The 24,712-nt window shown below is 40.9% G+C and carries 17 protein-coding genes and 1 tRNA gene; 14 read left to right on the top strand and 4 right to left on the bottom strand.

Features of this window, described 5'->3' with window-relative positions:
• Positions 1-44 precede the first annotated feature (44 nt).
• Entirely contained in the window at positions 45-2,669 is a 2,625-nt protein-coding gene (locus AB5542_RS04145; protein ID WP_229782456.1) for a putative LPS assembly protein LptD, read from the bottom strand.
• A gap of 116 nt (positions 2,670-2,785) precedes the next feature.
• Between AB5542_RS04145 and AB5542_RS04140 the strand changes: the two genes are divergently transcribed.
• The 4 genes from AB5542_RS04140 (at position 2,786) to AB5542_RS04125 (ending at position 7,597) form a co-directional block, all read left to right on the top strand.
• Positions 2,786-3,970 (top strand): N-acetylmuramoyl-L-alanine amidase, encoded by a 1,185-nt coding sequence (locus AB5542_RS04140; protein WP_288215196.1) that lies wholly within the window; start codon positions 2,786-2,788, stop codon positions 3,968-3,970.
• 22 nt (positions 3,971-3,992) lie between these two features.
• Positions 3,993-5,180, top strand: a complete 1,188-nt coding sequence (locus tag AB5542_RS04135; protein WP_087421745.1) for an MlaD family protein — start codon at positions 3,993-3,995, stop codon at positions 5,178-5,180.
• A gap of 374 nt (positions 5,181-5,554) precedes the next feature.
• Positions 5,555-6,982 carry a chromosomal replication initiator protein DnaA gene (gene dnaA / locus AB5542_RS04130; RefSeq protein WP_087421746.1) on the top strand — a complete coding sequence of 476 codons (1,428 nt, stop codon included), beginning with the start codon at positions 5,555-5,557 and terminating at the stop codon, positions 6,980-6,982.
• A gap of 15 nt (positions 6,983-6,997) precedes the next feature.
• On the top strand, positions 6,998-7,597 hold the full coding sequence (locus tag AB5542_RS04125; protein WP_279040766.1) for an IMPACT family protein: 600 nt from the start codon (positions 6,998-7,000) through the stop codon (positions 7,595-7,597).
• A 96-nt stretch (positions 7,598-7,693) separates the two neighbouring features.
• Here the strand turns inward: AB5542_RS04125 and AB5542_RS04120 are convergent.
• Positions 7,694-7,766: transfer RNA gene (locus AB5542_RS04120), tRNA-Lys, on the bottom strand.
• Between the two features lie 480 nt (positions 7,767-8,246).
• The gene (locus tag AB5542_RS04115) at positions 8,247-9,164 is read right to left on the bottom strand and encodes an arginase family protein (RefSeq protein ID WP_320914100.1); all 918 of its coding nucleotides are present in this window, start codon (positions 9,162-9,164) and stop codon (positions 8,247-8,249) included.
• Between the two features lie 264 nt (positions 9,165-9,428).
• Here AB5542_RS04115 and AB5542_RS04110 point away from each other — a divergent pair, with 264 nt between their 5' ends.
• On the top strand, positions 9,429-9,716 hold the full coding sequence (locus AB5542_RS04110) for an HU family DNA-binding protein (RefSeq protein WP_087421749.1): 288 nt from the start codon (positions 9,429-9,431) through the stop codon (positions 9,714-9,716).
• 94 nt (positions 9,717-9,810) lie between these two features.
• Here AB5542_RS04110 and AB5542_RS04105 read toward each other — a convergent pair whose 3' ends face one another.
• Positions 9,811-12,627, bottom strand: coding sequence for a M16 family metallopeptidase (locus tag AB5542_RS04105; RefSeq protein ID WP_087421750.1), 2,817 nt, complete (start codon positions 12,625-12,627; stop codon positions 9,811-9,813).
• A 218-nt stretch (positions 12,628-12,845) separates the two neighbouring features.
• Here AB5542_RS04105 and AB5542_RS04100 point away from each other — a divergent pair, with 218 nt between their 5' ends.
• The 9 genes from AB5542_RS04100 (at position 12,846) to AB5542_RS04060 (ending at position 24,590) form a co-directional block, all read left to right on the top strand.
• On the top strand, positions 12,846-14,084 hold the full coding sequence (locus AB5542_RS04100) for a mechanosensitive ion channel family protein (RefSeq protein ID WP_229128227.1): 1,239 nt from the start codon (positions 12,846-12,848) through the stop codon (positions 14,082-14,084).
• 212 nt (positions 14,085-14,296) lie between these two features.
• The gene (locus AB5542_RS04095) at positions 14,297-15,163 is read left to right on the top strand and encodes a M23 family metallopeptidase (protein ID WP_087421751.1); all 867 of its coding nucleotides are present in this window, start codon (positions 14,297-14,299) and stop codon (positions 15,161-15,163) included.
• A 33-nt stretch (positions 15,164-15,196) separates the two neighbouring features.
• Complete coding sequence (locus AB5542_RS04090) at positions 15,197-16,363, top strand: 1-deoxy-D-xylulose-5-phosphate reductoisomerase (protein WP_087421752.1); 1,167 nt, start codon at positions 15,197-15,199, stop codon at positions 16,361-16,363.
• Between the two features lie 16 nt (positions 16,364-16,379).
• The gene (gene rseP, locus AB5542_RS04085; RefSeq protein ID WP_270542860.1) at positions 16,380-17,714 is read left to right on the top strand and encodes an RIP metalloprotease RseP; all 1,335 of its coding nucleotides are present in this window, start codon (positions 16,380-16,382) and stop codon (positions 17,712-17,714) included.
• Positions 17,715-17,731: 17 nt separating this feature from the next.
• Positions 17,732-18,088 carry a carboxymuconolactone decarboxylase family protein gene (locus AB5542_RS04080; protein ID WP_087421754.1) on the top strand — a complete coding sequence of 119 codons (357 nt, stop codon included), beginning with the start codon at positions 17,732-17,734 and terminating at the stop codon, positions 18,086-18,088.
• Positions 18,089-18,177: 89 nt separating this feature from the next.
• Positions 18,178-21,282 carry an ATP-binding protein gene (locus tag AB5542_RS04075; protein WP_270594997.1) on the top strand — a complete coding sequence of 1,035 codons (3,105 nt, stop codon included), beginning with the start codon at positions 18,178-18,180 and terminating at the stop codon, positions 21,280-21,282.
• Between the two features lie 2 nt (positions 21,283-21,284).
• The gene (locus AB5542_RS04070) at positions 21,285-22,298 is read left to right on the top strand and encodes an endonuclease (protein ID WP_270594996.1); all 1,014 of its coding nucleotides are present in this window, start codon (positions 21,285-21,287) and stop codon (positions 22,296-22,298) included.
• A 137-nt stretch (positions 22,299-22,435) separates the two neighbouring features.
• Positions 22,436-23,362 carry a magnesium transporter CorA family protein gene (locus tag AB5542_RS04065; protein ID WP_087421757.1) on the top strand — a complete coding sequence of 309 codons (927 nt, stop codon included), beginning with the start codon at positions 22,436-22,438 and terminating at the stop codon, positions 23,360-23,362.
• Between the two features lie 151 nt (positions 23,363-23,513).
• Complete coding sequence (locus AB5542_RS04060) at positions 23,514-24,590, top strand: efflux RND transporter periplasmic adaptor subunit (protein ID WP_087421907.1); 1,077 nt, start codon at positions 23,514-23,516, stop codon at positions 24,588-24,590.
• Positions 24,591-24,712 lie beyond the last annotated feature (122 nt).

The raw sequence follows: 24,712 nt of genomic DNA, 5'->3' as shown, positions 1-24,712 counted from the left end.
AATAAAGCAGACAAGTGTCTGCTTTATTTCGTTTATTTATTTGATTAAAGTCTTCTATCATACCAGGAATCCCGTTTGGTTAATTTCAAATCCCTCAATAAAGAGGATCGGACGTGAATTTCAAAGTTGTAAGACTGGTGCTGTCCGAACGGCATACAGTTGAATGTCATTTCCCAACAATGTAAGTCTCTCGTGACACTAAAACTGGTTGAAGTAACTTCTTTGTTTTTAATATCATATCCCGATTGGAACGTGAGTTTCCATTTAGGGGTTAACGAGAGGTCTCCCGAGAAGTTAACAATCTGACTAATAGTTGGACTTCTATAAGGACTGGGTCTTGAATAGGTAAAATTGTAACTGATACTTATATTCCACGGAACATCGAAATCCATGTAATCATCGTAAAATCCTCCTACGAGGTCATTCTTTTTTTCTTTATTTTGTCCATTATCCGCGGAAAAACTAAAATTGGTAGAGATTGTTGCGTTGGTTAAACGTCCTAGTTTTCCGTGATATTTATTATATCTTACATTATTTGTATCTATCGCATAAGGGTCAATGGTACCGCTGAAATTCAAATCTACTTTGTTATTCAATATTTTGGTACGTGCGCTTATGGAGATATTTGAAAAGTTCATACTGTCGGCGAAGGGATTATAAGATGTTGAAAGTCTGAAACTCTCCAACAGTTTTACTTTTTTGAATTCTTCGTCTCCGGTTGTATCCTTGTCATTTCGGACTTTCATTTCGACGTTGTTATCCAAACTGAAACTAATACTCCCGGATTGTTTACCGCCGGTCGTGTTCGGACGATAGGTTAAACCTTCGTGAATGTCATATTCAACCTCTTTCTCTCCATCGAAGTAGCTCTTTTTGTAGTTACCCAAGGGTTTTATAGCGGGGGTATAGGATGCCGATATGGAAGGACGTATCATGTGGCGGATGGCAACAACTTTACATCCCGGTTTGAACATGAACATACCATATATGGTTGGGGTATACCCGATTGATCCGCTGGCTGAATAATCGTGCGAGTAATTCAACCCGGGGACATCCCGTGTGATAAATTGCCCACCGTTAGCACTCGTGTCCGGGATCCATATTTTTTCAATGGTTTTGAGGTTCAAGTAGCCGTTGTAATTTAAAGAGGGAGTGAAAGTCACGTCCTTGGCAATCTTAAATTGTAAACTGATCGGGATATTGTGTTTAAATCCATTACTCCAGTCTCTTTCAAAAGAAGATTTGAACAACTTGTCTTCTTTGGTTTGGATACTATTTCTTAATTCGGCAGAATAAGATACACCAATATTGTCATACCATTTCATTTCACCGCTTTTCCCTTTTTTACGGAAAGGATAGATTTGTGTCATCCGGAGACTCAAATTCGGTAATGTTATAGCAATAGAGGAATCCCGGCTATTCTGGCTATGATTGAACGAACCACTCAAGCTGAACGGACTTTCCGGCCATTTCTTACTCCACGAAATACTGGATTGCTTTCTTTGGTTGGCAATTCCGTCTACCGTGTTGGCATTATAGTAGTTGTTATTGGCGGATGACATATCCACGGAAGCAGAGAATGAACTGTACGGGTTTGCTTTTCCGTCTTGCGTGTGGGTCCAGCGTACAGACCAGTCAGATGATTCCTGATAATCAGGCAACCCCTTTTCACTGACATAGTTTTTACTGATCGTGAAGTTCAGATTACCGTTGAATTTGTATCTTTTACGGTATTGGGTTGCGTATTGTAAACCCCAAGAACCGTTGGTGTAAATATCCCCGGTGATGTTCATATCAATATAGTCATTGATATAAATATAGTATCCACCACCTCTCAAGTTAAATCCTCTCATTCGTTCCTCTCCGTAAGTGGGCATGATAATTCCCGACGTGGCTTTTTTCGTGATCGGGAAAAAGCCGAAAGGAATAAAGATCGGTAAAGGAATTCCTTCCAGTTCCAAATTGGTGAAACCGACGAATATCTTTTTATCCTTGATCATCTTCGCTTTGCTCATGTTTAGCCCAAAGTGAGGATGGTCGTGTTCGTCGCAGGTCGTGTACATACCGTGTTTCACGCAATAGACGGAGTCACTCATCTTTTTGGTTGTTTTTCCTTGAATATAACCTTCTCCTTCCTGGGTGATAATCTCGGTTACGTAACCCTTTTTCGTGTCAAAATTATAATGTAATTCAGTACTTTCAAATTCCTGACCACCATCTTTAAATTTGGGTGTTCCTTTTAATTTCCCGACAGAATCGGGTACTCCGGTTGCCATGGCTAATTTTTTATCCATGTCCAGTTCGATGTAATCGGCTCTTAACTCTGTTGTGAGGTATTTCACGAAACCATTTCCGTATAGATATACTTTTTTCTCTTGTATTGAAAATCTGACAGAATCGTCCGCGTTATAATCGATCAAGTCGTCGAATAGAGGTTTGGATTGTGTGGAATCGTTACGAATAGTGTCTATCGGGATTCCTGCAGAATCATAAACGATACGAATGCTATCACCGGGTTGTCCCGTTGTGTCAATGGCCGTGATAAAGAGATTTTGTCCGAAAATAATCTCGGACGCCAAGCCATTCGATGAGAGTATTATGGGCAGGGCGATCATTGTTAAAATGATACATTTCTTAATAAAAAGCCCTGTATATAATCTAACTTGCAATTTTATAATTATTTTTGTGACTAATTATTGCATCACGCATATTGCATTTTTGCTTTGCAAATGTAAGAAATAATGGTTGTTAATGCTCATGATTCTTTTTAAAAAGTTTTAAATACATGATAAATCAGTGCAGGTTCATATGTTTCTTGTTGGTAATCTTTTTATTAGAAGGTTCAAATTCTTTGATTGCACAAGAAGCTTTGGGTAAAATTAATTGTATTTGTATTGATGCCGGACATGGAGGAAAAGATCCGGGAGCTATCAGTGGAAAGCTGAGAGAAAAAGATATAACGTTGGCAATTGCCCTGAAATTGGGAAAAATGGTGAAGAGTGCCTATCCTGATTTGAATGTCGTGTACACGAGAACAAAAGATGTCGCCGTGGATTTGAGAGAACGGGGACGGATTGCAAATAAGGCCAAAGCGCAATTGTTTATATCTATTCATGTGAATAAGTTTTCCAAATCAAGCGTGAGAGGCGTGGAAACATACGTGTTGGGGTTGCATAAGTCGGAGGCCAGTTTTCAGGTTGCCATGAAAGAGAACGAGGCTATTCATTACGAAGAGGATTATTCTGTGAAATATGATGGTTTTGATCCGAAAAAGGCAGAGTCATATATCATGTTTAATTTTTTGAAGAATAGTCATTTGAAGAATAGTATGGAATTTGCCGCACCTATACAAAAGGAGTTAATCGCGAGAACTCGTATGCCGGATCGGGAAGTAAGGCAAGCGGGATTTATCGTGTTGATGGACGTAGGGATGCCGGCAGTTCTGATTGAGACCGGTTTTATTTCGAATCCGAGTGATCAAAAGATTTTAACGTCTGAATCGGGACAAACGAATATTGCCCGGGCTATATTTACGGCTTTTCAGACCTATAAGAATAACGTGGAACGTAACAGTGTCGTGTTGACCGGTGGGCAGGATGAACAAAAAGTGATACCAAAACAAACTCCGCAGGTGCAAAAGCAAAACCAGAAAACTTCCACGGTAGAAAAGAAAGAAGTAGAGAAGAATGTTACGACTTCTGGTAAGAATGATTTGTTTTATGCGATACAAGTTGCCTCTTCCAAGACACAAATAAAAGATCTTCGGTATCTGAAATTGAAAGATAAGGTGGAGGAGTTGAAGGGAACAGACCGTTATCGGTATTACGTGAAGAAAACTTCGAGTTACGAGAAGGCGTTAGAGTTTCAACAAGAAGTTCGGAAAACGGTAAAGGATTGCTTTATTATTGCTGTCTATAAGGGAAAACAAATTACCGTGGCTGAGGCAAGAAAGTTAGAACAGAAGAAATAAATGAAGAAATAAAATAATACTCATGAAAATAAGAAGAGAAGCGAAATTAGCCCTGACCGCGTTGGCTGCGGTTTTTATCTTGATTTGGGGAATAAATTTCTTGAAAGGTTCGTCCTTGTTTGAATCCAAAAGTACATTTTATGGTGTGTATGATAGTGTAGAAGGATTGAAAGTGTCTAGTGGCGTTATTTACCGGGGCTATCAGGTAGGACAAGTAATTTCGATTCAATTTACGGGAGAACGGTTCGATCGGGTACTCGTGAAGTTTTCGGTGGATAAAGGGTTGGAGCTGCCATCAAACACGTTGGCCATGATTCAGAGTGCTGATTTAATGGGTTCAAAAGTCGTTGCTCTGGTACCGGGAGATTCTCACGTGACTGCGGTAAGTGGAGACACCCTGCGCTCCCAGGTGGAGCGAGGACTTATGGAACAGGTAAGCCAGCAAATGTTGCCATTGAAACAGAAAGCCGAGCGTTTGCTGGGATCATTGGATTCAGTGATGTTAATTGTTCAAGGGTTGTTTAATGAGGAAACAAAAAAGAATTTGAGTAATAGTTTCGGAAGTATTGATCGAACGTTACGTAATTTGGAGGGAGCCTCGGGAAATTTGGATACCTTAATACAAGGGGAGTCCGCGAGAATCAGTTCTATCTTGCAGGATGTAAATAGCATCACGGGTAATTTGAGAAATAATAACGAAGAGATTTCTACTATTTTGGGGAATGTATCCGCGATAAGCGATTCTTTACGGCAGGCAAGTTTACACCAGACATTGATGAGCTTGGATTATATTTTGGCTACAACCGATTCGATAATGAATAAAATAAATAGAGGAGAGGGAACGATAGGTGCTCTTTTAAATGATAATGATCTCTATTATAATTTGAATCAAGTGAGTGAAAATTTGAATCGTTTATTAGTTGAGTTCAGGTATAATCCGAAACGCTTTATAAATCTTTCTCTGATTGATTTTTCTTCAGGAAAAAATGCTCTTGAAGAATATGGCGTGGTGATTTTCGAGTCTTCAGAACGATTGGATATTAATTCTGAATTGTATGTGCAAAATCCTGGATTGAAGGAGATTAAGTATAAGGATAAATATCTTTACATCATTGATAGCTACAAGAAATTGAAACCTGCCCAGAGGAAATTAGACGATGTTATAAAGCGTTATAATGATGCTTATATTGTTAAAATTGACTTTATTTGAAAATTAGAATTGTTCTAAATAATGCTTTTGGGAGGCTGAATTTTGTTAACATAAAAAACTAGTTTTAAGAATCAAAAAAATATAGCGTAGTTCATTTTTTTTCCTTAGGTGCTAAAGCTTTATCCCTATGATAGGTTAATTAGAATGTTACGTTTATGTTAAGAATCTGTTGCAAAAAAGAGACGATAGGTAATTGTGTTGATTTAGGTTAAAGTTTTGGTTATCAATGGTGTATGTCTAAAGGATTGATACCTAAAACGTAAGCAAGAATCGATAAAAAACAAGTGAAAGCATCATTTTTTTTCCAGGATTTTTTTTTCGAATTTAGCGTTCCATTTCCTAGAAATGAGATAGGGATATAAACTAATAGATAAATGAAAAGGGATTGTAAAAGTGTTTGGTCGGAATGTCTAGACTTGATCAAGGAGCAGGTGTTGCCAAGAACGTTTAAAACTTGGTTTGCACCGATTCGTGCATTGAGTTTCAAAGATGATGTGTTGACAATTCAAGTGCCGAGTCAATATGTTTATGAATGTTTGGAAGAGCATTTTGTGGATATATTGAGAAAGGCTGTTCGTACCGCTATTGGTCCGAATGCAAAACTTGAATATTCGGTTGTAGTAGAAGAGAGCCATCCTCGTGACCCTCTCTCCGTAACGATGCCTTCCAATAACATGAAAAAGGTGGAACCAAACACGGTATACGTGAATGGTAAACCGGATAGTGTTGCCCCTAAAAATCCTTTTGAGCGTAATAATAATCGTTTGCAGATAGACCCTCAATTGAATCCTTCTTACACGTTGGACAGTTATATCGAGGGAAGTTGTAATCGTTTGGCAAAGTCTGCTGCCGTGGCGATTGCACAAAATCCGGGAGGTACGGCTTTTAATCCCTTGTTAATATATGGTGGGTCCGGATTGGGGAAAACTCATTTGGCTCAAGCTATCGGTATGGAGGTGAAACAAAATTATCCCAACAAGGTCGTGTTGTACGTGACCACGAATGTTTTCCAGACTCAATTTACGGAAGCTGTACGTAAAAATGAGATAAATGATTTCTTACATTTCTATCAGTTAATTGACGTGTTGATTCTGGATGATATTCATGAGTTGGCCGGTAAGACTGCCACGCAGAATACATTCTTCCATATATTTAATCACTTGCATCAATCGGGAAAGCAATTGATTTTGACATCCGATCGTTCTCCGGCTGAATTGAGTGGTTTGGAAGAACGTTTACTTTCCCGTTTCCGTTGGGGATTGTCTGCCGAGATAAAAGCTCCTGATTTTGAAACTCGTATGGAAATTGCTCGTTTTAAGGCGCATAAAGATGGTATTGACTTCTCGGATGAGGTATTGGAATATATCTGTAAATATGTAAGTAATAACGTGCGGGAATTGGAAGGAGCAATGATTTCTTTGCTGGCCCAGGCTACATTTAACCATAAAGACCTGACAGTTGATGTGGTGAAGGATATTTTGGGTAAAATGGTGAAGAATCAGAAAGTCGAGTTGACCGTGGAACATATTCAGCAGGTTGTTTGTAATCATTTTAACATGGCTCCCGAAATGTTGCAAGAGAAGACGAGAAAGCGGGAAGTTGTTCAGGCTCGTCAGCTGGCCATGTATTTCAGCAAGACTTACACGAATGCATCGTTGGCATACATCGGTAAACAAATTGGTAAGAAGGACCACACAACCGTGTTGTATGCTTGTAAGGCTGTTACCGATCTGATGGAGACCGATCGTGCTTTTAAGGCTCAAGTGGAGGAACTCCAAAAGAAACTTTATTGCCGTAACTAATTATCACGTTCCTTTATGGAGGAGGATAAATATAGAACCGTAAACGCGATTGCCGAAGGCCTGTACAAGGAAAAAGGCAGTCGCTTTATTTCTTTTATTTATCCCGTGAAATCCGAAGAAGAGATTAAAGATATTGTTACCGGGCTTAAGACGAAGTTTTATGATGCCCGACACCATTGTTATGCTTATTGCCTAGGGGCAAACCGGGAGCGTTTCCGGGCGAATGATGACGGGGAACCTTCTTCTACGGCGGGTAAACCCATCCTCGGACAGATTATTTCCAATGACTTGTCCAACGTGCTTATCGTGGTGATCCGGTATTTCGGGGGAATTAAGTTAGGGGTATCCGGTTTGATTCAAGCCTATAAAGAAGCTGCTGCCGATGCGATCAATCATGCAGAGATCGTGGAGCGAACGGTAGATGAAGTTATTCACGTGCGTTTTACTTATGTCGTGATGAATGACGTGATGAAAGTATTGAAAGAAGAAGAACCGGACATTTTATCCCGAAATTTTGAGATGGAATGTGAGATGACTTTGTCTATCAGACAGAAAGATATGCCTCGTCTTAGAGAACGTTTGTTGAAGATCGAGTCTTTGAGTATCGAAGGATAGCGAATTTCATTTGCCCCTCCCTTTGGGAGTATACATTGGTGTATAAAAAAGGATCCGCTATAATTCGTTTATTATAGCGGATTGTCATTCGAACTGTGATCCAGCTGGGACTCGAACCCAGGACCCCAACATTAAAAGTGTTGTGCTCTACCGGCTGAGCTACTGAATCCTTCAATTGTGTTTCTCAATTGCGGTTGCAAAGATAGGTATTCTATTCGAATTTCCAAAGGACAAAAGGATTTTTTACAAAAAAAAGACAAGATAAAAAGAATACTTTAGCCCCCATAGATGCTCTTTTTATCGTGATATACCCGAATGTCCCGTTAAGACTTTTGATATTCGGAGCATTCGCCATTTGTCCGCTTATGGTTATCTGCGGGCTACACTTTGGCCGCAGATGGGCAGGGAAAAGAACAAATCATTTTCATTGTAGGTACATAGCAAGTACATTGGAGATTGTTCTTGCTATGTTCCTGCTGTGTGTGTGCTTGGTAATTGTCATAGCCCATCACTAGCCTAACCCCGGAGTAATTATGGACGAATGTTCGCCTTCGGCGAGTTATAGGCTACAAGTTGCAGATTCATCTTTTAGTTTCTCCTGGCAGGGAGAGGCGTTATTTTGAAATAAAATTTTGTGGCTTGTCCTTTATTATAATAGAGGTAATTGATGTAACATATTTTTGATCCTGATTGCCGTGCGAGGCATGGGTTCCGCAATTGTCAGGCCTACTAATTCTTTTTCTGCGGCAATGTCCTTTATTACCCGAATGACTTCTTCCATTTTCATCCCATCGGGGTCTGTACCAACAGCAGCGATGATTTCGGCAGGATCAAGTACATCCATATCAAAATGGATAACGACTTTCGACGCTCCGCATGATTTCAACCAAGTTTTGATTGCATCACTGTTTTGTGCAACATCTTTGGGCGTGAGATGCTTTATTCCGTATTGCTTTTGGCGTTCTTTGATTTCTTCACGTTCCCAGTTGCGTAATCCCACGAGTAATATGTTTGATGGGGTAAATCGGGTGGGTAATTCCGCTAGAATTTTGGTGTCTCCATATCCCATGCAGGCAGTTACGGCCATGGCGTGAAATCCGGGATAGATGTCTCCGGGGAGTGTGATGTCGGGATGTGCATCAATCCAAATTAGGGCAACATCGTTCTTGTATTTCTGAGCCAAGTAGGTAAAGGGAGCGACACTGACCGAACATTCTCCGCCGAGTGTTACGATTTTATCGGGATTACTGACTTGTAGCATGTTTAATGCAGCTCTTGTTTGACGGACTATAATATCCCGGTCAAGGACTCCGTCTGTCACCTTTCGATCCGTGATTTCAGTCGAAACTGGAACGGTTAGTGTTTCTTGACCATTGTCCGGGGCCAGGAAATTTAAGAGTTGTGCCCCCAAGACATATCCCCTTGAGGCATCATCGGGATTTTCAACCTCTGTAATCAATTTTACGATATTGGCACCTTGCCATTGAGGATAGATCAAACGAATTGTTTTTGTTTCTTTTTCCATATTCTGCTGGTTTATTCTATTTTGCCCCTTTATTGTTTTCATACAAAGTTACATAGTCTTTTTCCCTTAAACAAGTATTGGTAAATTATTCCGTATAGATTATTGGGGTAATCTTCAAAAAAAACGGAAGTTTCGGTTGACTCGGTTTGTTGAGGGAGTATTTTGTAGTCATATTTGCTATATTGTTGCATTTTGGATGGAAAATGTTGTATTTTATCTTTTAATTTCTAACTTTGTTAGGAATAAATGTTGAACAGACATGAGTCAGTATTTATCGTGTGAGGAAAAATCATTTTACAATTAGATATGGACAAGAGAAAAATAGTTAAGATTGTGGCCAAAAAAAATGGCATGTCACAAAAGGATGTGACGATGGTATTTGATGAAATTTTCAGTACGATGTTAGAAGGGTTAAAAGAAGAGGGGCATGTGGGGGTATTGGGCTTTGGATCTTTCAACGTGAAAAAATGTGCTGTTCGTCATCGATATGTTCTTTCAACCCAAAAAGTTGTTTTGTACCCCGAAAATAAAAAAGTTATTTTTAGGGTGGCGAAACAATTTAAGTTTAAGGCAGATGGAGTAGGAGAGGAGTAATTCGAACTCATCACTTGATGAAATTCTGTATGAATGAAGAAACGTCCGGGAATTACTCCCGGACGTTTCCTTTTATATAAATTGCAACCTAATTTTATTTTGATTTCGGTCGGAAGATCATATCAACAACATCGGCTCCCTTGAATAATTTCTGGGTGAATTTCTTCACGTCTTTTGTTGTGATCTTGTCAATAATATCATCGAAGTTTTTCGGGTCAGTTACATCAATTCCACGAAGATAATAAGTTTGAATTGCACTCATCCAATATGCATTGTGAGGTTTGCTTTGTTCATTATTTTTCTTCAGGATAGTAGTTACCTTGTCGATCTCTTCCTGTGTCGGACCTTCCTTCATTAATTTGTCGATTTCGGCATAGATTAATGATTTCAAATGTTCTGCTTTATCCGGATCGCAATCAAAGCTCATGCTCATGCTGTAGCTTTCGTACGGTTCTTTAGAAGATCCCGATTGAACACCTACACCATAGGTCCCACCTTCTTTTTCACGGATATTGGTCATGTATCTTTGATCCAGTACGCCTTTCAAGATATTCAAGCAAAGATTGTCGTGAATGCTTGTTTTCATCTCTTTAGAGAAACTGGTGATTACAGTTGCTTTCGGAGTGGTCAGATCCAGTTCAATAACTTTTTCAGTTCTTCCTTTCGGTCCTCTCACTTTGTTATCTACCCAATTTTCTTTCCGGTTGTAAGATTTTACAGATCCCAAGTATTTTTCAACCAATGGTTTTACGGTTTCTGCATCGATGTTACCCACGATGAAGAATGTAAAGTCGCTGATGTCTTTGATACGGTCGCGGTAGATCTCCTCGATTTGTTCAATACTGACTTTATCTAAAAATTCTTTACCGAACAACAATGTTCTCGGGCTATAATTGCTCATGATCATGCTAACAGAGTCTTGCATAATCTTTTGAGGATTGTTGGCTGAGTTCTCGATGGCAGCGTAGTTACGTTGCATCATGGTATTGTGTACTTCTTTGTCGAAACGAGGTTTCTCGAAACGCAAGTAGATCAGCTGCATCAAGGTTTCGAAATCATTCGGGGTAGATGCACCACCGACTGATTCTGAAAGACCGCCAATGCTTACACCGGCTTGGGCTTGTTTCCCGGTTAATAATTTTCTCAAGGTTATTGCGTCATAGTCTCCTAATCCGTAAGCCCCGATAAATTGATCTGTGACTTGGGCAGATGCTAATTTGTCGATACCATATAATGAAGTACCACCCTTACTGTAAGAACTTACTTGTACTTGGTCTTTTTCGTAGTCGGCTTTGCGGAATACTACTTTTGCCCCGTTTTCCAAGGTCCACTCTTCAGCATCGAATTGCGGTAATTTTTTGGTAGCGATAATCTTGGAACCTTTCAAGTCCTCGTTGATTAAAGATGCCTCTGTTACTTGGTCTTTATAAGGCTCTAAATTAGAACTCTCAACTTTGTCCAACACGGCGATGGCTTCTTCTTTCGTGATGTGTTTAACTCCTTCAGACGGGCCTTGTGCAACGATCACCATGTTTTTCCGGTTAAGGTGTTTTTTAGCTAAAGCTGAAACTTCATCCACGGTGATGGTCGGGATAATAGCTTTGGCAAAATTGTAATAGTAATCGAAGTCTATGATAGGCTCTCCCTCAAGGAAGTTAGATTGCATTTCACCGATATAATCTTCGGAGGTAGTTTTGTCTTTTTGTTTGTAAGCAGATTCCAAACCTACGAGCATATTGGTTTTTGCTCTTTCAAGCTCGCCTTCCGTGAAACCGAATTTCTTTACTCTTTCGTTTTCACGATAGATAGCTTCCAGTGCTGCTGCTTCTTCATTCGGTTTTGCCGTGGTAGAGATAATATAGGTACTCCATCCTCTTACAATGCCGCCACCGAATCCGGCTTGTGCGTTAATGAAAGGAGGATTGCCTTTTTGAAGTAATTCAGAAACACGTTGTCCCAACATGGTATTGTAGAAAGATTGAAGAATACTATTTTTCAGGTATTCATGATTCTTTTCTTCTTTCGGGGTAGAGGGGTATTTGATATACACGCTGACAGACGATTGAGTTACTTCTTTGTCCGTTGCGCATACGAAGTAAATATCGTCGTGAGGGTTAACCGTGAACTCTTCTCTCACGGCCGGATTCACCGGAGTCGGGATTTTGGAGAATAATTCTTTTACTTTTTTCTCCATCTGGTCTACGTCGAAATCACCAACAACAGCGATAGCTTGCAGGTCCGGACGATACCATTTGTGATAATAATCACGAAGGGTTTGGTATTTGAAATTCTTAATAATGTCCAAGTTACCGATAACATCTCTTTTCGCGTATTTAGAGTCTTTCAGTAATACCGGCATGATTTGGGCACGGATACGGAAACTCGGGGTTCTTCTGGTTCTCCATTCTTCAGAGATAACTCCTCTTTCGCCATCGATTTCGTCATCGACTAATAAAAGATAATGTGACCAGTCGTGAAGTACGAGTAGACAAGTATCTAATAAATCAGGATTGGTTGTAGGAACCTCGCTGATATTGTAAACTGTCTCGTCTTGTGCCGTGTAAGCATTCACGTTTCTTCCGAATTCAACACCGTGTTTTTCCAACATGTTGGTAATACCTTTTCTTCCCGGGAAATGCTTGGTCCCGTTGAATGCCATGTGTTCCAAGAAGTGAGCTAAACCGTCTTGATCATCATTTTCCAGGATAGCTCCCACGTTTTGGATGATGTAAAAACTTGCTCGTTCTTTGGGTTCCGCGTTATGGCGGATGTAATAAGTCAATCCATTAGCTAGTTTCCCGATGCGAACGTTCGGATCCATGGGAAGTGGTGCCTTCATGTCATATTGGGCGAACAGGCTAGTGCTGATCAATGCCAATAAAGCACACACGATTAATAATTTTTTTGCCATACGAATTATTTTAATGTTTTAATGTTTGTGTCTGCAAATATAGCAAAGTGTAAGTAATTTTGTTCTGATACGTTAATTCTTTAACGTTAATTTAGGGGTTAAGTGTGAAAATAGGGAAAAATAGAGGGGTTTTTAGATTATTTAGAACGATTCGTTGTTAATGGGGTTTAACTTATCCGGTGGTTTATCGTATACGCCTGTAAAACTTTGGGAAAGATATGATGCTGTTGAAAATAGATATAAACAAATGGTTTTCTTGGTTGAATTTGGGTATTAAAGACCCTTCCACGGCCTCGGCAGTAGAGGTCCTCTTGCAGATCGCGGTCATTTGTCTGATTGCTTTTTTATTTACATTCTTTCTGCGCAAGGGAATAACCCGGGTGATCGGGGGAATGGTGCGTCGTACGAAAACCAAATGGGATGATATTTTTTTCGAGGAGCGTGTTTTTCAGAAAATATTTAATCTGATACCGCCGATATTTATAGATTTTGCTTTTAAAATCGTGTACGGGAAGTGGCAACATATAGAACTTTTTCATCGGTTTATCGTGGCTTGGATACTCGTGGTTGCCGGTTTCGTGATTGTTGCCGTGCTGGATGCGATAAACCGAATCTATGATTCGTACCCGATCGCGAAAGATCGTCCGATAAAAGTTTTCGTGCAGGTGATTAAAATTTTCGTGATTTCTGCTATTATCATTACAATCGTCAGCGAGTTTATCGGGGAGTCCCCCCGTAATTTACTGGTCGGGTTGGGGGCGTTTGCTGCGGTTTTAATGTTGATATTCAAAGATGCGATATTAGGTTTTGTGGCCGGAGTTCAATTACTGGCCAATCAGATGGTGCGTATCGGGGATTGGATCGTGATGCCGAGCAATAATGCAAACGGGACGGTGTTGGAGATCAACTTATATACCGTGAAAGTACAAAATTGGGATATGACGATCACGACGATTCCCACCTATCAGTTAGTGTCCGCTTCTTTCACGAACTGGCGGGGAATGCAGGAGTCTGCCGGTCGTCGGATTATGCGCTATATTAATATAGATATGCTTTCCGTCCATTTTCTTTCGGATGAAGAAATCGATACTTTACGTAAATCGAATGTCTTGAAAGGGTATATTGAAGATATGTTGCCGAAGTTGGACGAACAAAATAAAGGAATATCTGACGTGTTGGATAAACGGAAGTTGACGAATTTAGGCGTGTTTAGACAGTACGCTGTGCGCTGGCTGGAAGCCAATCCCGATTTGAATATCGATATGACATACATGGTCCGGCAATTACAACCGACGGCAACAGGTATTCCTCTGGAGGTGTATTGTTTTTCCCGGATTCAAGAATGGGTAGCCTACGAGAAGGTTCAATCCGATATATTCGATCATCTGTTAGCAGTGATTCCTTATTTTAACTTGCGAATCTATCAATACCCGGAGATTATCAAAACCCCGAATTGATTCAAGAACCGATCCATTTTTTGATTTATGATTTCCGATTCAGTGATTCTTGCTCTCAATTCAATGCTCTTTTCAATCACTTAATCGTTTAATCGGCAATTACAAAATCTTTTTCATTCTAAACTCTTTTCTACTGCCTCGATAAAGTTTATGAATCCTCTGGCTGGGAAAGTTGGATTTTTATACTATTTTTGAAGGCTAAAAATAATTGGATGAGCAGTAAAAAACGAAAATATTGGAATAAGCTGAGGAACCGCTATAAGTTGACGATATTTAACGAGTCTACTTACGAGGAGGTAATGCACCTTCGGCTCTCTCCGTTGCACGTTCTCACGGCATTAAGTACATTGGCCGTCGTCTTGATTATATTGACTATCATGTTGATTGCTTTCACGAATTTGCGGGAATTCATCCCGGGTTACCCGAGCCAACAATTGAGACGTCAGATTACACAAAACGCTCTACGGGTTGATTCCCTATTAAACGAGGTGCAGAAGAAGGATCGTTTTCTCCATTCCATACAAACTATTTTGAGAGACGAAAACTTGGACACGACGAGTTTCGTGTCGATGCAGCAGAATGTAAAGGTAACCTATGATACTTCGATGTTAGGTATGTCGGAAGAAGAGGCCGGTTTTCGGGAAATCGTGGAAAAAGAAGAAAAATACAATTTAACCCTTGGTCATGTCAGTTCTTCCGATGATGATTTTTATCATTTCTTCTCACCATTGGATGGGGTGGTAACTAATCATTTTGATGAAACGACTCGTCATTACGGGGTGGATTTGGTGGCCAAGCAAAATTCAAATGTTTTGTCCGTGCTGGATGGCGTGGTCATTTTCACGGATTGGACAATTAAGACGGGTTACGTGATTCAAGTACAGCATAATGGAAATCTGGTTTCAGTATATAAGCATAATTCGGTATTGTTGAAAAAGCAGGGAGATTTTGTCCGTGCGGGAGAGGCGATTGCAGTGGTAGGGAATACGGGCGAAGAAACAACCGGACCGCATTTGCATTTCGAGTTGTGGCAAGCGGGAAAAGCATTGAATCCGGAAACATTCATTAAGTTTAAATGATTTGCGAATAGTGGTTTTGGAGATTGTTTTGAAATGAAAAATATAGCAATATTGGGATCTACCGGGTCAATTGGAACGCAGACATTGCAGGTGATTGACGCTAATCCGGAACGGTTTAATGTAGAGGTTCTCACGGCAAATAATCAGGTGGAATTACTGGCACAGCAAGCCAGAAAGTTCAAGCCTAACATGGTTGTGATCGGAAATGAATCAAAATATTCCGAGTTAACCGAGTTATTGAAGGATGAGGATATAAAGGTATATGCCGGGAGCGAAGCTATTGCTCAAGTCGTGCAAACATCCACGATTGATGTGGTCGTTACTGCCATGGTTGGGTATAGCGGGTTGTTACCCACGATCAACGCGATTAAGGCGGGTAAGACGATCGCTCTGGCCAATAAGGAAACCTTAGTTGTTGCCGGAGATTTAATTAATCGGTTGGTTGAGGAATACAAGGTGGCGATATTACCCGTGGATTCCGAACACTCGGCTATATTCCAGTGTTTGGTGGGCGAACACAACAACCCGGTGGAGAAGATATTATTAACAGCGTCCGGTGGACCTTTCCGGGGACGGGATTATGAATATTTGAAGTCCGTAACGGCAGCACAAGCATTAAAACACCCGAACTGGAACATGGGGGCAAAGGTTACCATCGACTCCGCATCCATGATGAACAAAGGTTTCGAGGCGATCGAGGCAAAGTGGTTGTTTGGAGTAAAACCTTCACAAATAGAAGTGTTAGTACACCCGCAATCCGTTGTTCACTCGATGGTTCAGTTTCAGGATGGAAATATAAAAGCACAGTTGGGAGTTCCGGATATGCGTTTGCCGATCCAGTATGCACTGACTTACCCGGAGCGGGTACATTCGGAGATACCGCGTTTGGATTTTGGTATTTATTCCGATCTCACGTTTGAAAAACCGGATATAACGACCTTCCGAAATCTGGGATTGGCTTACGAGGCCATGAATCGTGGAGGGAATGCCCCCTGCGTGTTAAATGCGGCCAATGAAATTATGGTGGCAGCCTTCCTGAAGGATGAAATTTCTTTCACGGCCATGTCGGATGTGATTGAACGAACGATGGAAAAAGTGAGTTATATTGTCCAACCTACCTTGGAAGATTATATCGCTTCAGACCAAGAAGGCCGACGAATAGCAAAAGAGGAATTTCTCAATCTAAAATCTAAAATTTAAAATCTAAAATAGGTATATGGATGTATTAGTAAAGATATTACAGTTTTTGTTGAGCCTCTCGATTCTGGTTATGTTGCATGAGTTGGGGCATTTTGTGGCGGCAAAAATATTTAAAGTACGAGTGGAGAAGTTTTTTATTTTCTTCAACCCGTGGTTTTCCCTGTTTCGTTTTAAAAGGGGAGAAACTGAATATGGGATGGGATGGTTGCCTCTTGGCGGATACGTGAAGATTGCAGGAATGATTGACGAGTCCATGGATCTGGAGCAAATGAAAGAACCGGCAAAACCTTACGAGTTCCGCTCTAAACCGGCTTGGCAAAGATTGATCATCATGATCGGCGGGGTACTTGTTAATTTTATCCTGGCGTTTTTCATTTACATCATGATTCTTTATGCGTGGGGAGAGCAGTACTTGCCTACCGAGAATGCGAAATATGGAGTTGTATGCGACTCCTTGTTACTTAATGCCGGGTTGCGAAATGGGGATATGATCTTATCCTTGGACAATAAAAAAGTAGAGAATTTCTTCGAAATTCCGGGGTATATCTTAATGGAAAACCCGAAGACGATACAGGTTATGCGGGATGGTCAGGTGATGAATATAAATCTCCCTTCTACATTGATCGGGGAGATGCTGTCCTATTCCTCGAAAGGGTTTAAGCGGATAGCCTTACTCACACCCCGTTATAAATATGACGGTTCGATACAAGGGTTTGCCGATGAATCACCTGCCCGGAATGCCGGAATGTTGGAAGAAGACCGGGTGCTGGAATTAGACGGACATTCATTTACTTTCTATGACGAGTATATTGATTTGATACGTTCACACCGGGACAGTATATTGAATACAAAAGTATTGCGTGGGAGCGATACCCTTTCTATCCCTATTGCTCTTGGAAGTGGTAAAGTGATCGGGGTGTATCCGAAAGTGATAAACGATTTCGAGTACGCCGTGAAAGAATACTCCTTCTTTGGTGCTATCCCCGCGGGAATTAACATGGGATTTGACTGGATCAAGTCCTATCTGAAACAATTCAAATTATTTAAAAACCCGGAAGCTTTCAGGTCCGTGGGAGGATTTATTTCTATCGGGAACATATTCCCCAGCGTGTGGGATTGGCGGGCTTTCTGGGAATTAACGGCCATGTTGTCCATTATTCTGGGCGTAATGAACCTCTTGCCTATTCCGGCGTTGGATGGAGGTCATGTGATGTTTTTGCTCTACGAGGTGATAACACGTCGCAAGCCGAATGAGAAATTTATGGAGAACGCCCAGATCGTGGGAATGTTCTTCTTGTTGTTCTTGTTGTTGTTCGCGAACATCAACGATATATTGAAATTATTTGTTTAGCTATAAAATGTACAATTATGAGTGAAATGGTTGAGCAATTCCGGGCATACCGGGCTAAAATGAACGAGAAAATACTGGCAGCCGATAATAAAGTGATCAAACGGATCTATAATCTGGATACCAATACATATATGGACGGTGCTTTATCCTCAAAAGTAAAAGAAATGTTGGGATTAGCGACGTCAATGGTGTTGCGTTGCGATGATTGTATCAAATATCATCTGGAAAAATGTCACCAGTACGGGGTGACCACGGAAGAGTTGTTCGAAATATTCTCTGTCGCCAATCTGGTGGGAGGAACCATCGTGATCCCTCATACACGGCGGGCCTTGGAATATTGGGAAGAGTTGCAGGGAATGGCCGGGAATGACTAATTAATATATTGCTGAATTCGGACAAAATAGGATGGGTTCATAAATAGATTTTATACCTTTGTGCTATATTTTGTATAAAGGGAATTGTCATGTCGACGAAAAATGTTTTGCGGATAAGCTTATTGTTTATTTGTTGTTGTCATGTTTTTTTGGCAAAAGCGAATATCCATGATCGAGGGTATATATTGATTCTGAATTCTTATGCGGAATCTGACGTGTGGGCAAACCATGCTATCGACAGTATACGAAAAGATCATTCGATAAAAGAAGATATTTGGGTTGAATCCTTGAACATGCTTTTGGAGGATAGTGTGACGGGATTGCAGAAAAGGAGGGATTATGTTTTGGCAAAATATGATACCGCTCCCAGATGTATTGTCATGTTGGGAAATAGTATCTGGTGCGTGTTCGAGGATGTTTTTAAAGGAATCTGGAAAGATGTTCCTGTTATTCTTTGCGTGCGGGAAGATTATGTCGGTCCGTTAGATGTCATGTTGAAAAGAGAAGAGATCAACCCGAAAGATATTATCCCTTTACAGGATAAATTGGACGGATTGAATGTTACGCTCATCGAGTGTCCCGTTTATATCCGGGAAACGGTTGACGAAATGAAACGTTTGCTCCCGAACATGAAGAAGATTGTCTTAATATCGGATAGACACTACGTGAGTGCGCAGATACGGGTGAAAATGAGACACGTGTGCGAGACGTATTTTCCGGATTTGGATGTGTCTTATTTTATTGAAGGGCAGATAAATATGGATCAAATGCTGGATTCTATTTATTCATATGACATGAATGAGGTCGGGTTACTTTATTTTTCATGGGTCCAACGTAAGGAAATTGCCGGAAATAAATATTTGTCCACGAACAACCATAAAGCTATCAGTTATTTCGATAATCACCCGGTTTTCACGTTGGAAGATAATGGAATCCATGATGGGGATATGGCTGGAGGATATTTCTACTTGGGGAGAGATTTTGCACATACGGTTACGCGGACGTTAAGGGAGGTCTTGGGTGGAAAGGAGGCAAAAGATATTCCTTTGCAAGTGGCGGGAAAACCGAATTATTATCTCTCTTATCCGATTCTTCAGAAGGCCGGAATCCCGACTTCTTTGTATCCGGATAATGCGGTTTATTTATTTGCCCCGGAAGGATTCTGGGAGCAGGCTCGTTATATGTTACTAGCCATTATCGTTTTACTATTTATCACGTATCTGTTATGGATACGATTACGGTTGTTGAAAAAAGAGAGAGTGTTACACGATCGGGAGTTGGTTCTTTTGGAAAAATATAAAGCGCTTTTCACGAATATGCCGTTGGCTTACATGAAACATCGGTTGATTTATGATGCAAAAGGGGACGTTGTGGATTATCAGGTGGAAGAAGTGAACCCGATGTTTGAAAAATGTTTTGCCAAAGCGGAGAAGGTGGTAGGTAAAAAAGGCAGCGAATTACGAGGAAGTCGATATGACGAGTTTGTCGTGTTGTACAAAAAAATGTTTATCGAGAAGAAGTCATTTACCTTTGAATATTATTATTGTGCAACACAGAAATACTATGAAATAATAAATATCGAATCCACGGAAAAAGGGATGGTCGATATTTTTTGCGTGGATGTCACAGATTTGCGGAAAACAAAATCCATGTTGGAATCTGTGAATTATAAATTGTCAATGGCTCTTGACGTGGCGAATATAACTCCTTGGCGTTGGGATTTGGAAAGACATACCGTCTTGTGTGATGTGAATCGTCCAATTGAACTAAAACATTGTATTGATGATGAGGATTCTTTAGCGGTTCCCGAAGAACAATATTTTTCAAAGATACATAAAGACGATCGGGGACGGGTGAAGGCAGCTTATTCGGCTTTAATAACCGGGAAAGTAGCCAAGATTAGAGAGGAATATCGGGTGTTGGATAAGAGCGAACATCATTATTCTTACGAATGGGTAGAGGCGCAGGCTACCGTGGATCAGTGGGATAAAAATGGGAAACCTTTATCTTTAGTGGGTTCTTCGGTGGTGATTACCGCTCGGAAGCGGATGGAATTGGCATTACGTGATGCGAAAGAACATGCGGAAGAATCCAATCGGTTGAAATCAGCCTTTCTTGCCAATATGAGTCATGAAATCCGGACTCCGCTGAATGCCATTGTTGGATTTTCCAATATTTTGGCATCCGCAGAAGCTGAAGAAGAGAAACAGGAGTACATTAGTATTATCGAGAACAATAATACTTTGCTTTTGCAATTGATTGGTGATATTCTCGATCTTTCCAAGATCGAGTCCGGTTCCATGGAGTTTACCTATTCGGAATTTGATTTGAATGCCTTGATGCGAGGTTTGGAACAAACCTCTTGTTTACGCCTAAGCTCTGCCGCTGTGGAGATTAAGTTTGACGAGTACCTTCCGGAATGTTGTATTCGTTCGGAAAAAAATCGATTAACACAAGTGATTACTAATCTGATCAATAATGCGATAAAATTCACGAAAGAGGGAACGATTCGTTTCGGTTATCATCTTTTGGAGAAAGACTCTCTTTATTTTTATGTGTCCGATACGGGATGCGGTATTGACGCGGATAAAAAAGATGCCGTGTTTGAACGATTCGTGAAGTTAAACAATTTTGGACAGGGAACAGGGCTTGGCTTGTCTATCTGTAAGACTATCGTGGAACGGATGGGCGGTAAGATCGGGGTGGAATCGGAAGTAGGACAAGGAACAACTTTTTGGTTTACGATTCCTTATGTAGCTGTAAAATTGCATTGTCAAGAAATAAAGGAAGAGAAAATCGTTCAGCAAGTAGTCGAGAAAAATAAACTTAAGATACTGGTTGCTGAAGATAATCCGAGTAATTACATGCTTTTTGAATCCATATTGAAAAAGGATTATCAATTGATACACGCGTGGAATGGCCGGGAGGCCGTTGAATTGTTTAAAGAACACGATCCACATTTGGTTTTAATGGATATAAATATGCCGGAGTTGAATGGTTTTCAAGCCGTGCAGGAAATCCGCAAGATTTCCGGGACGGTTCCCGTGATTGCGGTTACAGCCTATGCTTATGCCTCTGATGAAGAGAAAATCATGGCCAGCGGGTTTGACGGCTACACGGCAAAACCGATTAATGCAAATTTATTAAGGAGTAAAATTATCGCTTTGTTGGAGAAACATCTTATTTTACTCTAGTGATGTTTCTAAAGACCTGTATCGAGGTATTTTTATTGTGTGTCTCCTGTGTTTCATACGCCCAGACGGGGGTGCGGGAACGAGTCGTGTTCTATAATACGGAAAATCTATTTGATACCCGAAACGACACGCTGACGGCAGATGACGATTTTACTCCCCGGGGAAAACAGCATTGGAATCGGGAACGTTACACCCGAAAGTTACTCAATATCTCGAAAGTGTTAAACAGTCTCGGGGCGGGAAAGTTTCCGCTACTCATCGGCTTGAGCGAGGTGGAGAATCGGGATGTTGTTGTCGACTTGGTAAACAAAACGGTGTTGGCGGATGGTAATTATGGTATTGTACATGCTGACTCCCCGGATGCAAGGGGAATTGATGTTGCCTTACTCTACCGGAAAAATTCATTCCGGTTATTGCATAACGCTTTCTTTCCAGTCCGTTTGAAAAGCGGGGAGACTACCCGGGATATACTTTATTGTGAGGGTATATCGGCCCCAAACGATACTCTTCATGTTTTTGTTTGTCATTTCCCTTCCATGCGAGGTGGGGAGGCGAAAAGTGAATGGAAACGGGTAAAAGCGGCGTCTGTCGTGAGGCAGAAGGTGGATTCTATACAGGATCTTCATCCCCGGGCCATGATTTTGATTTTGGGAGATTTGAACGGGCGGGCGAATACACCCGCGCAAAAGGCGTTGAAAACTCAAAATCCGGAATCCGGGACAATTAAATCTGAAAACTTTTACAACACCGGGTATTACTTGCTGGGGAAAAACTATGGTAGTTATCGTTACAAGGGAGAGTGGCAGACGCTGGATCACATCATCGTTTCCGGGAACCTGTTGAACGGGAAAGCTGATTTGCAGGTATCCCGAAGAATGGGTATCTATGATGCGGATTTTCTACTTGAAGAAGAGCGAGGGACTTTCGGTGTTCGTCCGAAACCGACCTATCGGGGGCCTCACTACATTGGAGGATACAGCGATCATCTTCCGGTCTTCATCGATTTAAAGAAATAATTGCTGTTTTTTAAAATAAAAGATTACTTTTGTGGCAAAATTCATAGAACAAGATATGGACGACTATCATCAACAGTATTAATCTGAATAGGGGTTCTCGATAAATGCCTCTATTCATAAATTGAAGGAGGATTATTATGAGAACTTTCCTAATGGGTAAAGTAGGGTTCGTGGAAAAGAAAGTATGGGAACCCAATTGCTGGATTAATGTTGTTTCACCCACTCAGGACGATCTTCGCTACCTGATCGACGAAATGGGAATTCCGGAGGCTTTTATTGATGACGTTGAAGACGTGGACGAGCGTTCCCGTTTGGAAGTAGAGGATGGATGGACGCTGATGATCCTGCGTATTCCTTTTAAGTCGGTAGATACAAGTATTCCTTTCATCACGGTGCCTTTGGGGATTATCGTGAAGGAGGATATGTTCGTAACCGTGTGTTATTACGAGACAGAAATGATTCCCGATTTCATCAATTACGTGATTCGTAAAAACTTGGAGATTGCCAATAACTGGGATCTTGTTTTCCGTTTGTTTCTTTCTGCCTCCGTGTGGTATTTGAAATACTTGAAACAAATCAATGCCCAGATGCACATGGCAGAGGTCGAATTGGAACGTTCCATCCGGAATGAAGAATTACAACGGTTGCTAAAAATCGAGAAATCGTTGGTATTCTTTATCACTTCTTTGCGTGGGAATGATAACTTGTTGATCAAAATGAAGACCTTGAAAGTGCAGCGGCAATTTTTCGACGAGGATTTGGTGGAGGACGTGGAGATCGAATTGCGGCAGGCTCAGGATTCGGCCCGTATTTATAGCGATATTTTAAGCGGTACAATGGATGCCTATGCTTCGGTAATTTCCAATAACTTGAATATCGTGATGAAACGGATGACGTCCATCTCGATTATATTAATGTTACCGACCTTGATTGCCAGTTTGTACGGGATGAATGTCCCGAACTCTTTGGAGGAAAATCCATACGGATTTTTAATCGTGATTGTTATCTCGATACTCTTTTCCGTCTTCGGTTTCATCGTGTTTAAATGGCGCCATTGGTTTTAAATAAAATATCTAAAACATCTCGTTATTTTAACAAACTATTAACGGTTTGTTGATAAACTTTTGGGGATATTTGATGTCATAACAACAGTGTTGTGAATACTTGTCTAGGCTCGGCTGAAACAGGCATTTTTGGTATGTAATGATTAAAAATATGAACAAAGGTTTAAAGAGAGTTTTACAAATTGGAATTCCGGTCGTGATCGTGGGAGCGATCGTGATCCCTCGTTTGGATTTTTCTTCGGATAAAGAGACGTCAACCCCGACAACAGCTCCCAAGGCGGCTAACCGGGGAGCTTTACCGGTATCGGGTATCGTGGCATCTATGTCAACTTCCGGTAATGGAATTCCCGTAACGGGATTATTGGTTGCAAATGAAGAAGTCGAACTGGTTTCGGAAACAGCCGGTAAAGTTGTGAAGATCGCTTTTGAAGAAGGGACGTTGGTGAAGAAAGGAACCTTGTTGGTGAAAGTGGATGATTCGGATTTGCAGGCTCAACTCGCTCGTGCCGAATTCCAAAAAGAATTATTGGCTGCCAAATTGGAAAGACAGCGGATACTATTAAAACGGGAATCCATCAGCGTGGAAGAATTTCAACAGTTGGAGACCGAGTACAATATGAATCTGGCTGATATTGAATTATTAAAGGTTAAAATTGCTCGAACTGAAATCCGGGCTCCCTTTGACGGTCGAATGGGATTCCGTTTCGTGAGTGAGGGGAGTTACTTGCAACCGAGTACTAAGGTGTCCACGATTGTTGATAACTCTTATCTGAAAATTGAATTTTCTATTCCTGAAAAATATATTGATCTGCCTTTGGTGGGTAGAAAACTTACCTTCCAGCCTAGCGGTATGGAACATCAGATCGAGGCGGAAGTGTATGCTGTTGATCCACAGGCCGACGTGGCAACTCATACCATAAATCTGCGGGCTCGTTACCGGAATACTAAAAATCTTGTAGCCGGAATGTTCGTGAAAGGGGAATTGATGACGGCTGAGAATTTGAAATATATACTTGTTCCGACTGAGGCCGTCGTGCCGGAGATGGATGGGAAACGTTTGTGGGTAGTGAAAAATAAAAAGGCTACCAGCGTACCCGTGCAAACAGACAGTCGGGATTCCCAGTTCGTGGAAGTAACTTCCGGAATACAGGTGGGTGACACCGTGTTAACGGGAGGCTTGATGCAATTGCGTGAGGGAATGATCGTGAATGTCAAGTTGAATAAATAGAGAAAAAGTTTAGAGTTTAAAATTTAGTGCTTCAGGTAATGTAGAGTTTAGAATTTAAAATTTAGAATGAATAGAATTACAATATCTAAAGTCTAAGATCACTGAATCATACAATCTAAAAT

This window comes from Butyricimonas sp. RTP31003st1_G1_RTP31003_210430, assembly GCF_040920905.1.
GTDB classification, from domain to species: Bacteria; Bacteroidota; Bacteroidia; order Bacteroidales; family Marinifilaceae; genus Butyricimonas; species Butyricimonas paravirosa.
This window is presented reverse-complemented; position numbering and strand designations above follow the sequence as displayed.

Coding starts and splice junctions, on each gene's coding strand:
- AB5542_RS04140 (WP_288215196.1), top strand. CDS start 2,786: ATGATAAATCAGTGCAGGTTCATATGTTTCTTGTTGGTAATCTTTTTA.
- AB5542_RS04135 (WP_087421745.1), top strand. CDS start 3,993: ATGAAAATAAGAAGAGAAGCGAAATTAGCCCTGACCGCGTTGGCTGCG.
- dnaA (WP_087421746.1), top strand. CDS start 5,555: ATGAAAAGGGATTGTAAAAGTGTTTGGTCGGAATGTCTAGACTTGATC.
- AB5542_RS04125 (WP_279040766.1), top strand. CDS start 6,998: ATGGAGGAGGATAAATATAGAACCGTAAACGCGATTGCCGAAGGCCTG.
- AB5542_RS04115 (WP_320914100.1), bottom strand. CDS start 9,164: ATGAAAACAATAAAGGGGCAAAATAGAATAAACCAGCAGAATATGGAA.
- AB5542_RS04110 (WP_087421749.1), top strand. CDS start 9,429: ATGGACAAGAGAAAAATAGTTAAGATTGTGGCCAAAAAAAATGGCATG.
- AB5542_RS04105 (WP_087421750.1), bottom strand. CDS start 12,627: ATGGCAAAAAAATTATTAATCGTGTGTGCTTTATTGGCATTGATCAGC.
- AB5542_RS04100 (WP_229128227.1), top strand. CDS start 12,846: ATGATGCTGTTGAAAATAGATATAAACAAATGGTTTTCTTGGTTGAAT.
- AB5542_RS04095 (WP_087421751.1), top strand. CDS start 14,297: ATGAGCAGTAAAAAACGAAAATATTGGAATAAGCTGAGGAACCGCTAT.
- AB5542_RS04090 (WP_087421752.1), top strand. CDS start 15,197: ATGAAAAATATAGCAATATTGGGATCTACCGGGTCAATTGGAACGCAG.
- rseP (WP_270542860.1), top strand. CDS start 16,380: ATGGATGTATTAGTAAAGATATTACAGTTTTTGTTGAGCCTCTCGATT.
- AB5542_RS04080 (WP_087421754.1), top strand. CDS start 17,732: ATGAGTGAAATGGTTGAGCAATTCCGGGCATACCGGGCTAAAATGAAC.
- AB5542_RS04075 (WP_270594997.1), top strand. CDS start 18,178: ATGTCGACGAAAAATGTTTTGCGGATAAGCTTATTGTTTATTTGTTGT.
- AB5542_RS04070 (WP_270594996.1), top strand. CDS start 21,285: ATGTTTCTAAAGACCTGTATCGAGGTATTTTTATTGTGTGTCTCCTGT.
- AB5542_RS04065 (WP_087421757.1), top strand. CDS start 22,436: ATGAGAACTTTCCTAATGGGTAAAGTAGGGTTCGTGGAAAAGAAAGTA.
- AB5542_RS04060 (WP_087421907.1), top strand. CDS start 23,514: ATGAACAAAGGTTTAAAGAGAGTTTTACAAATTGGAATTCCGGTCGTG.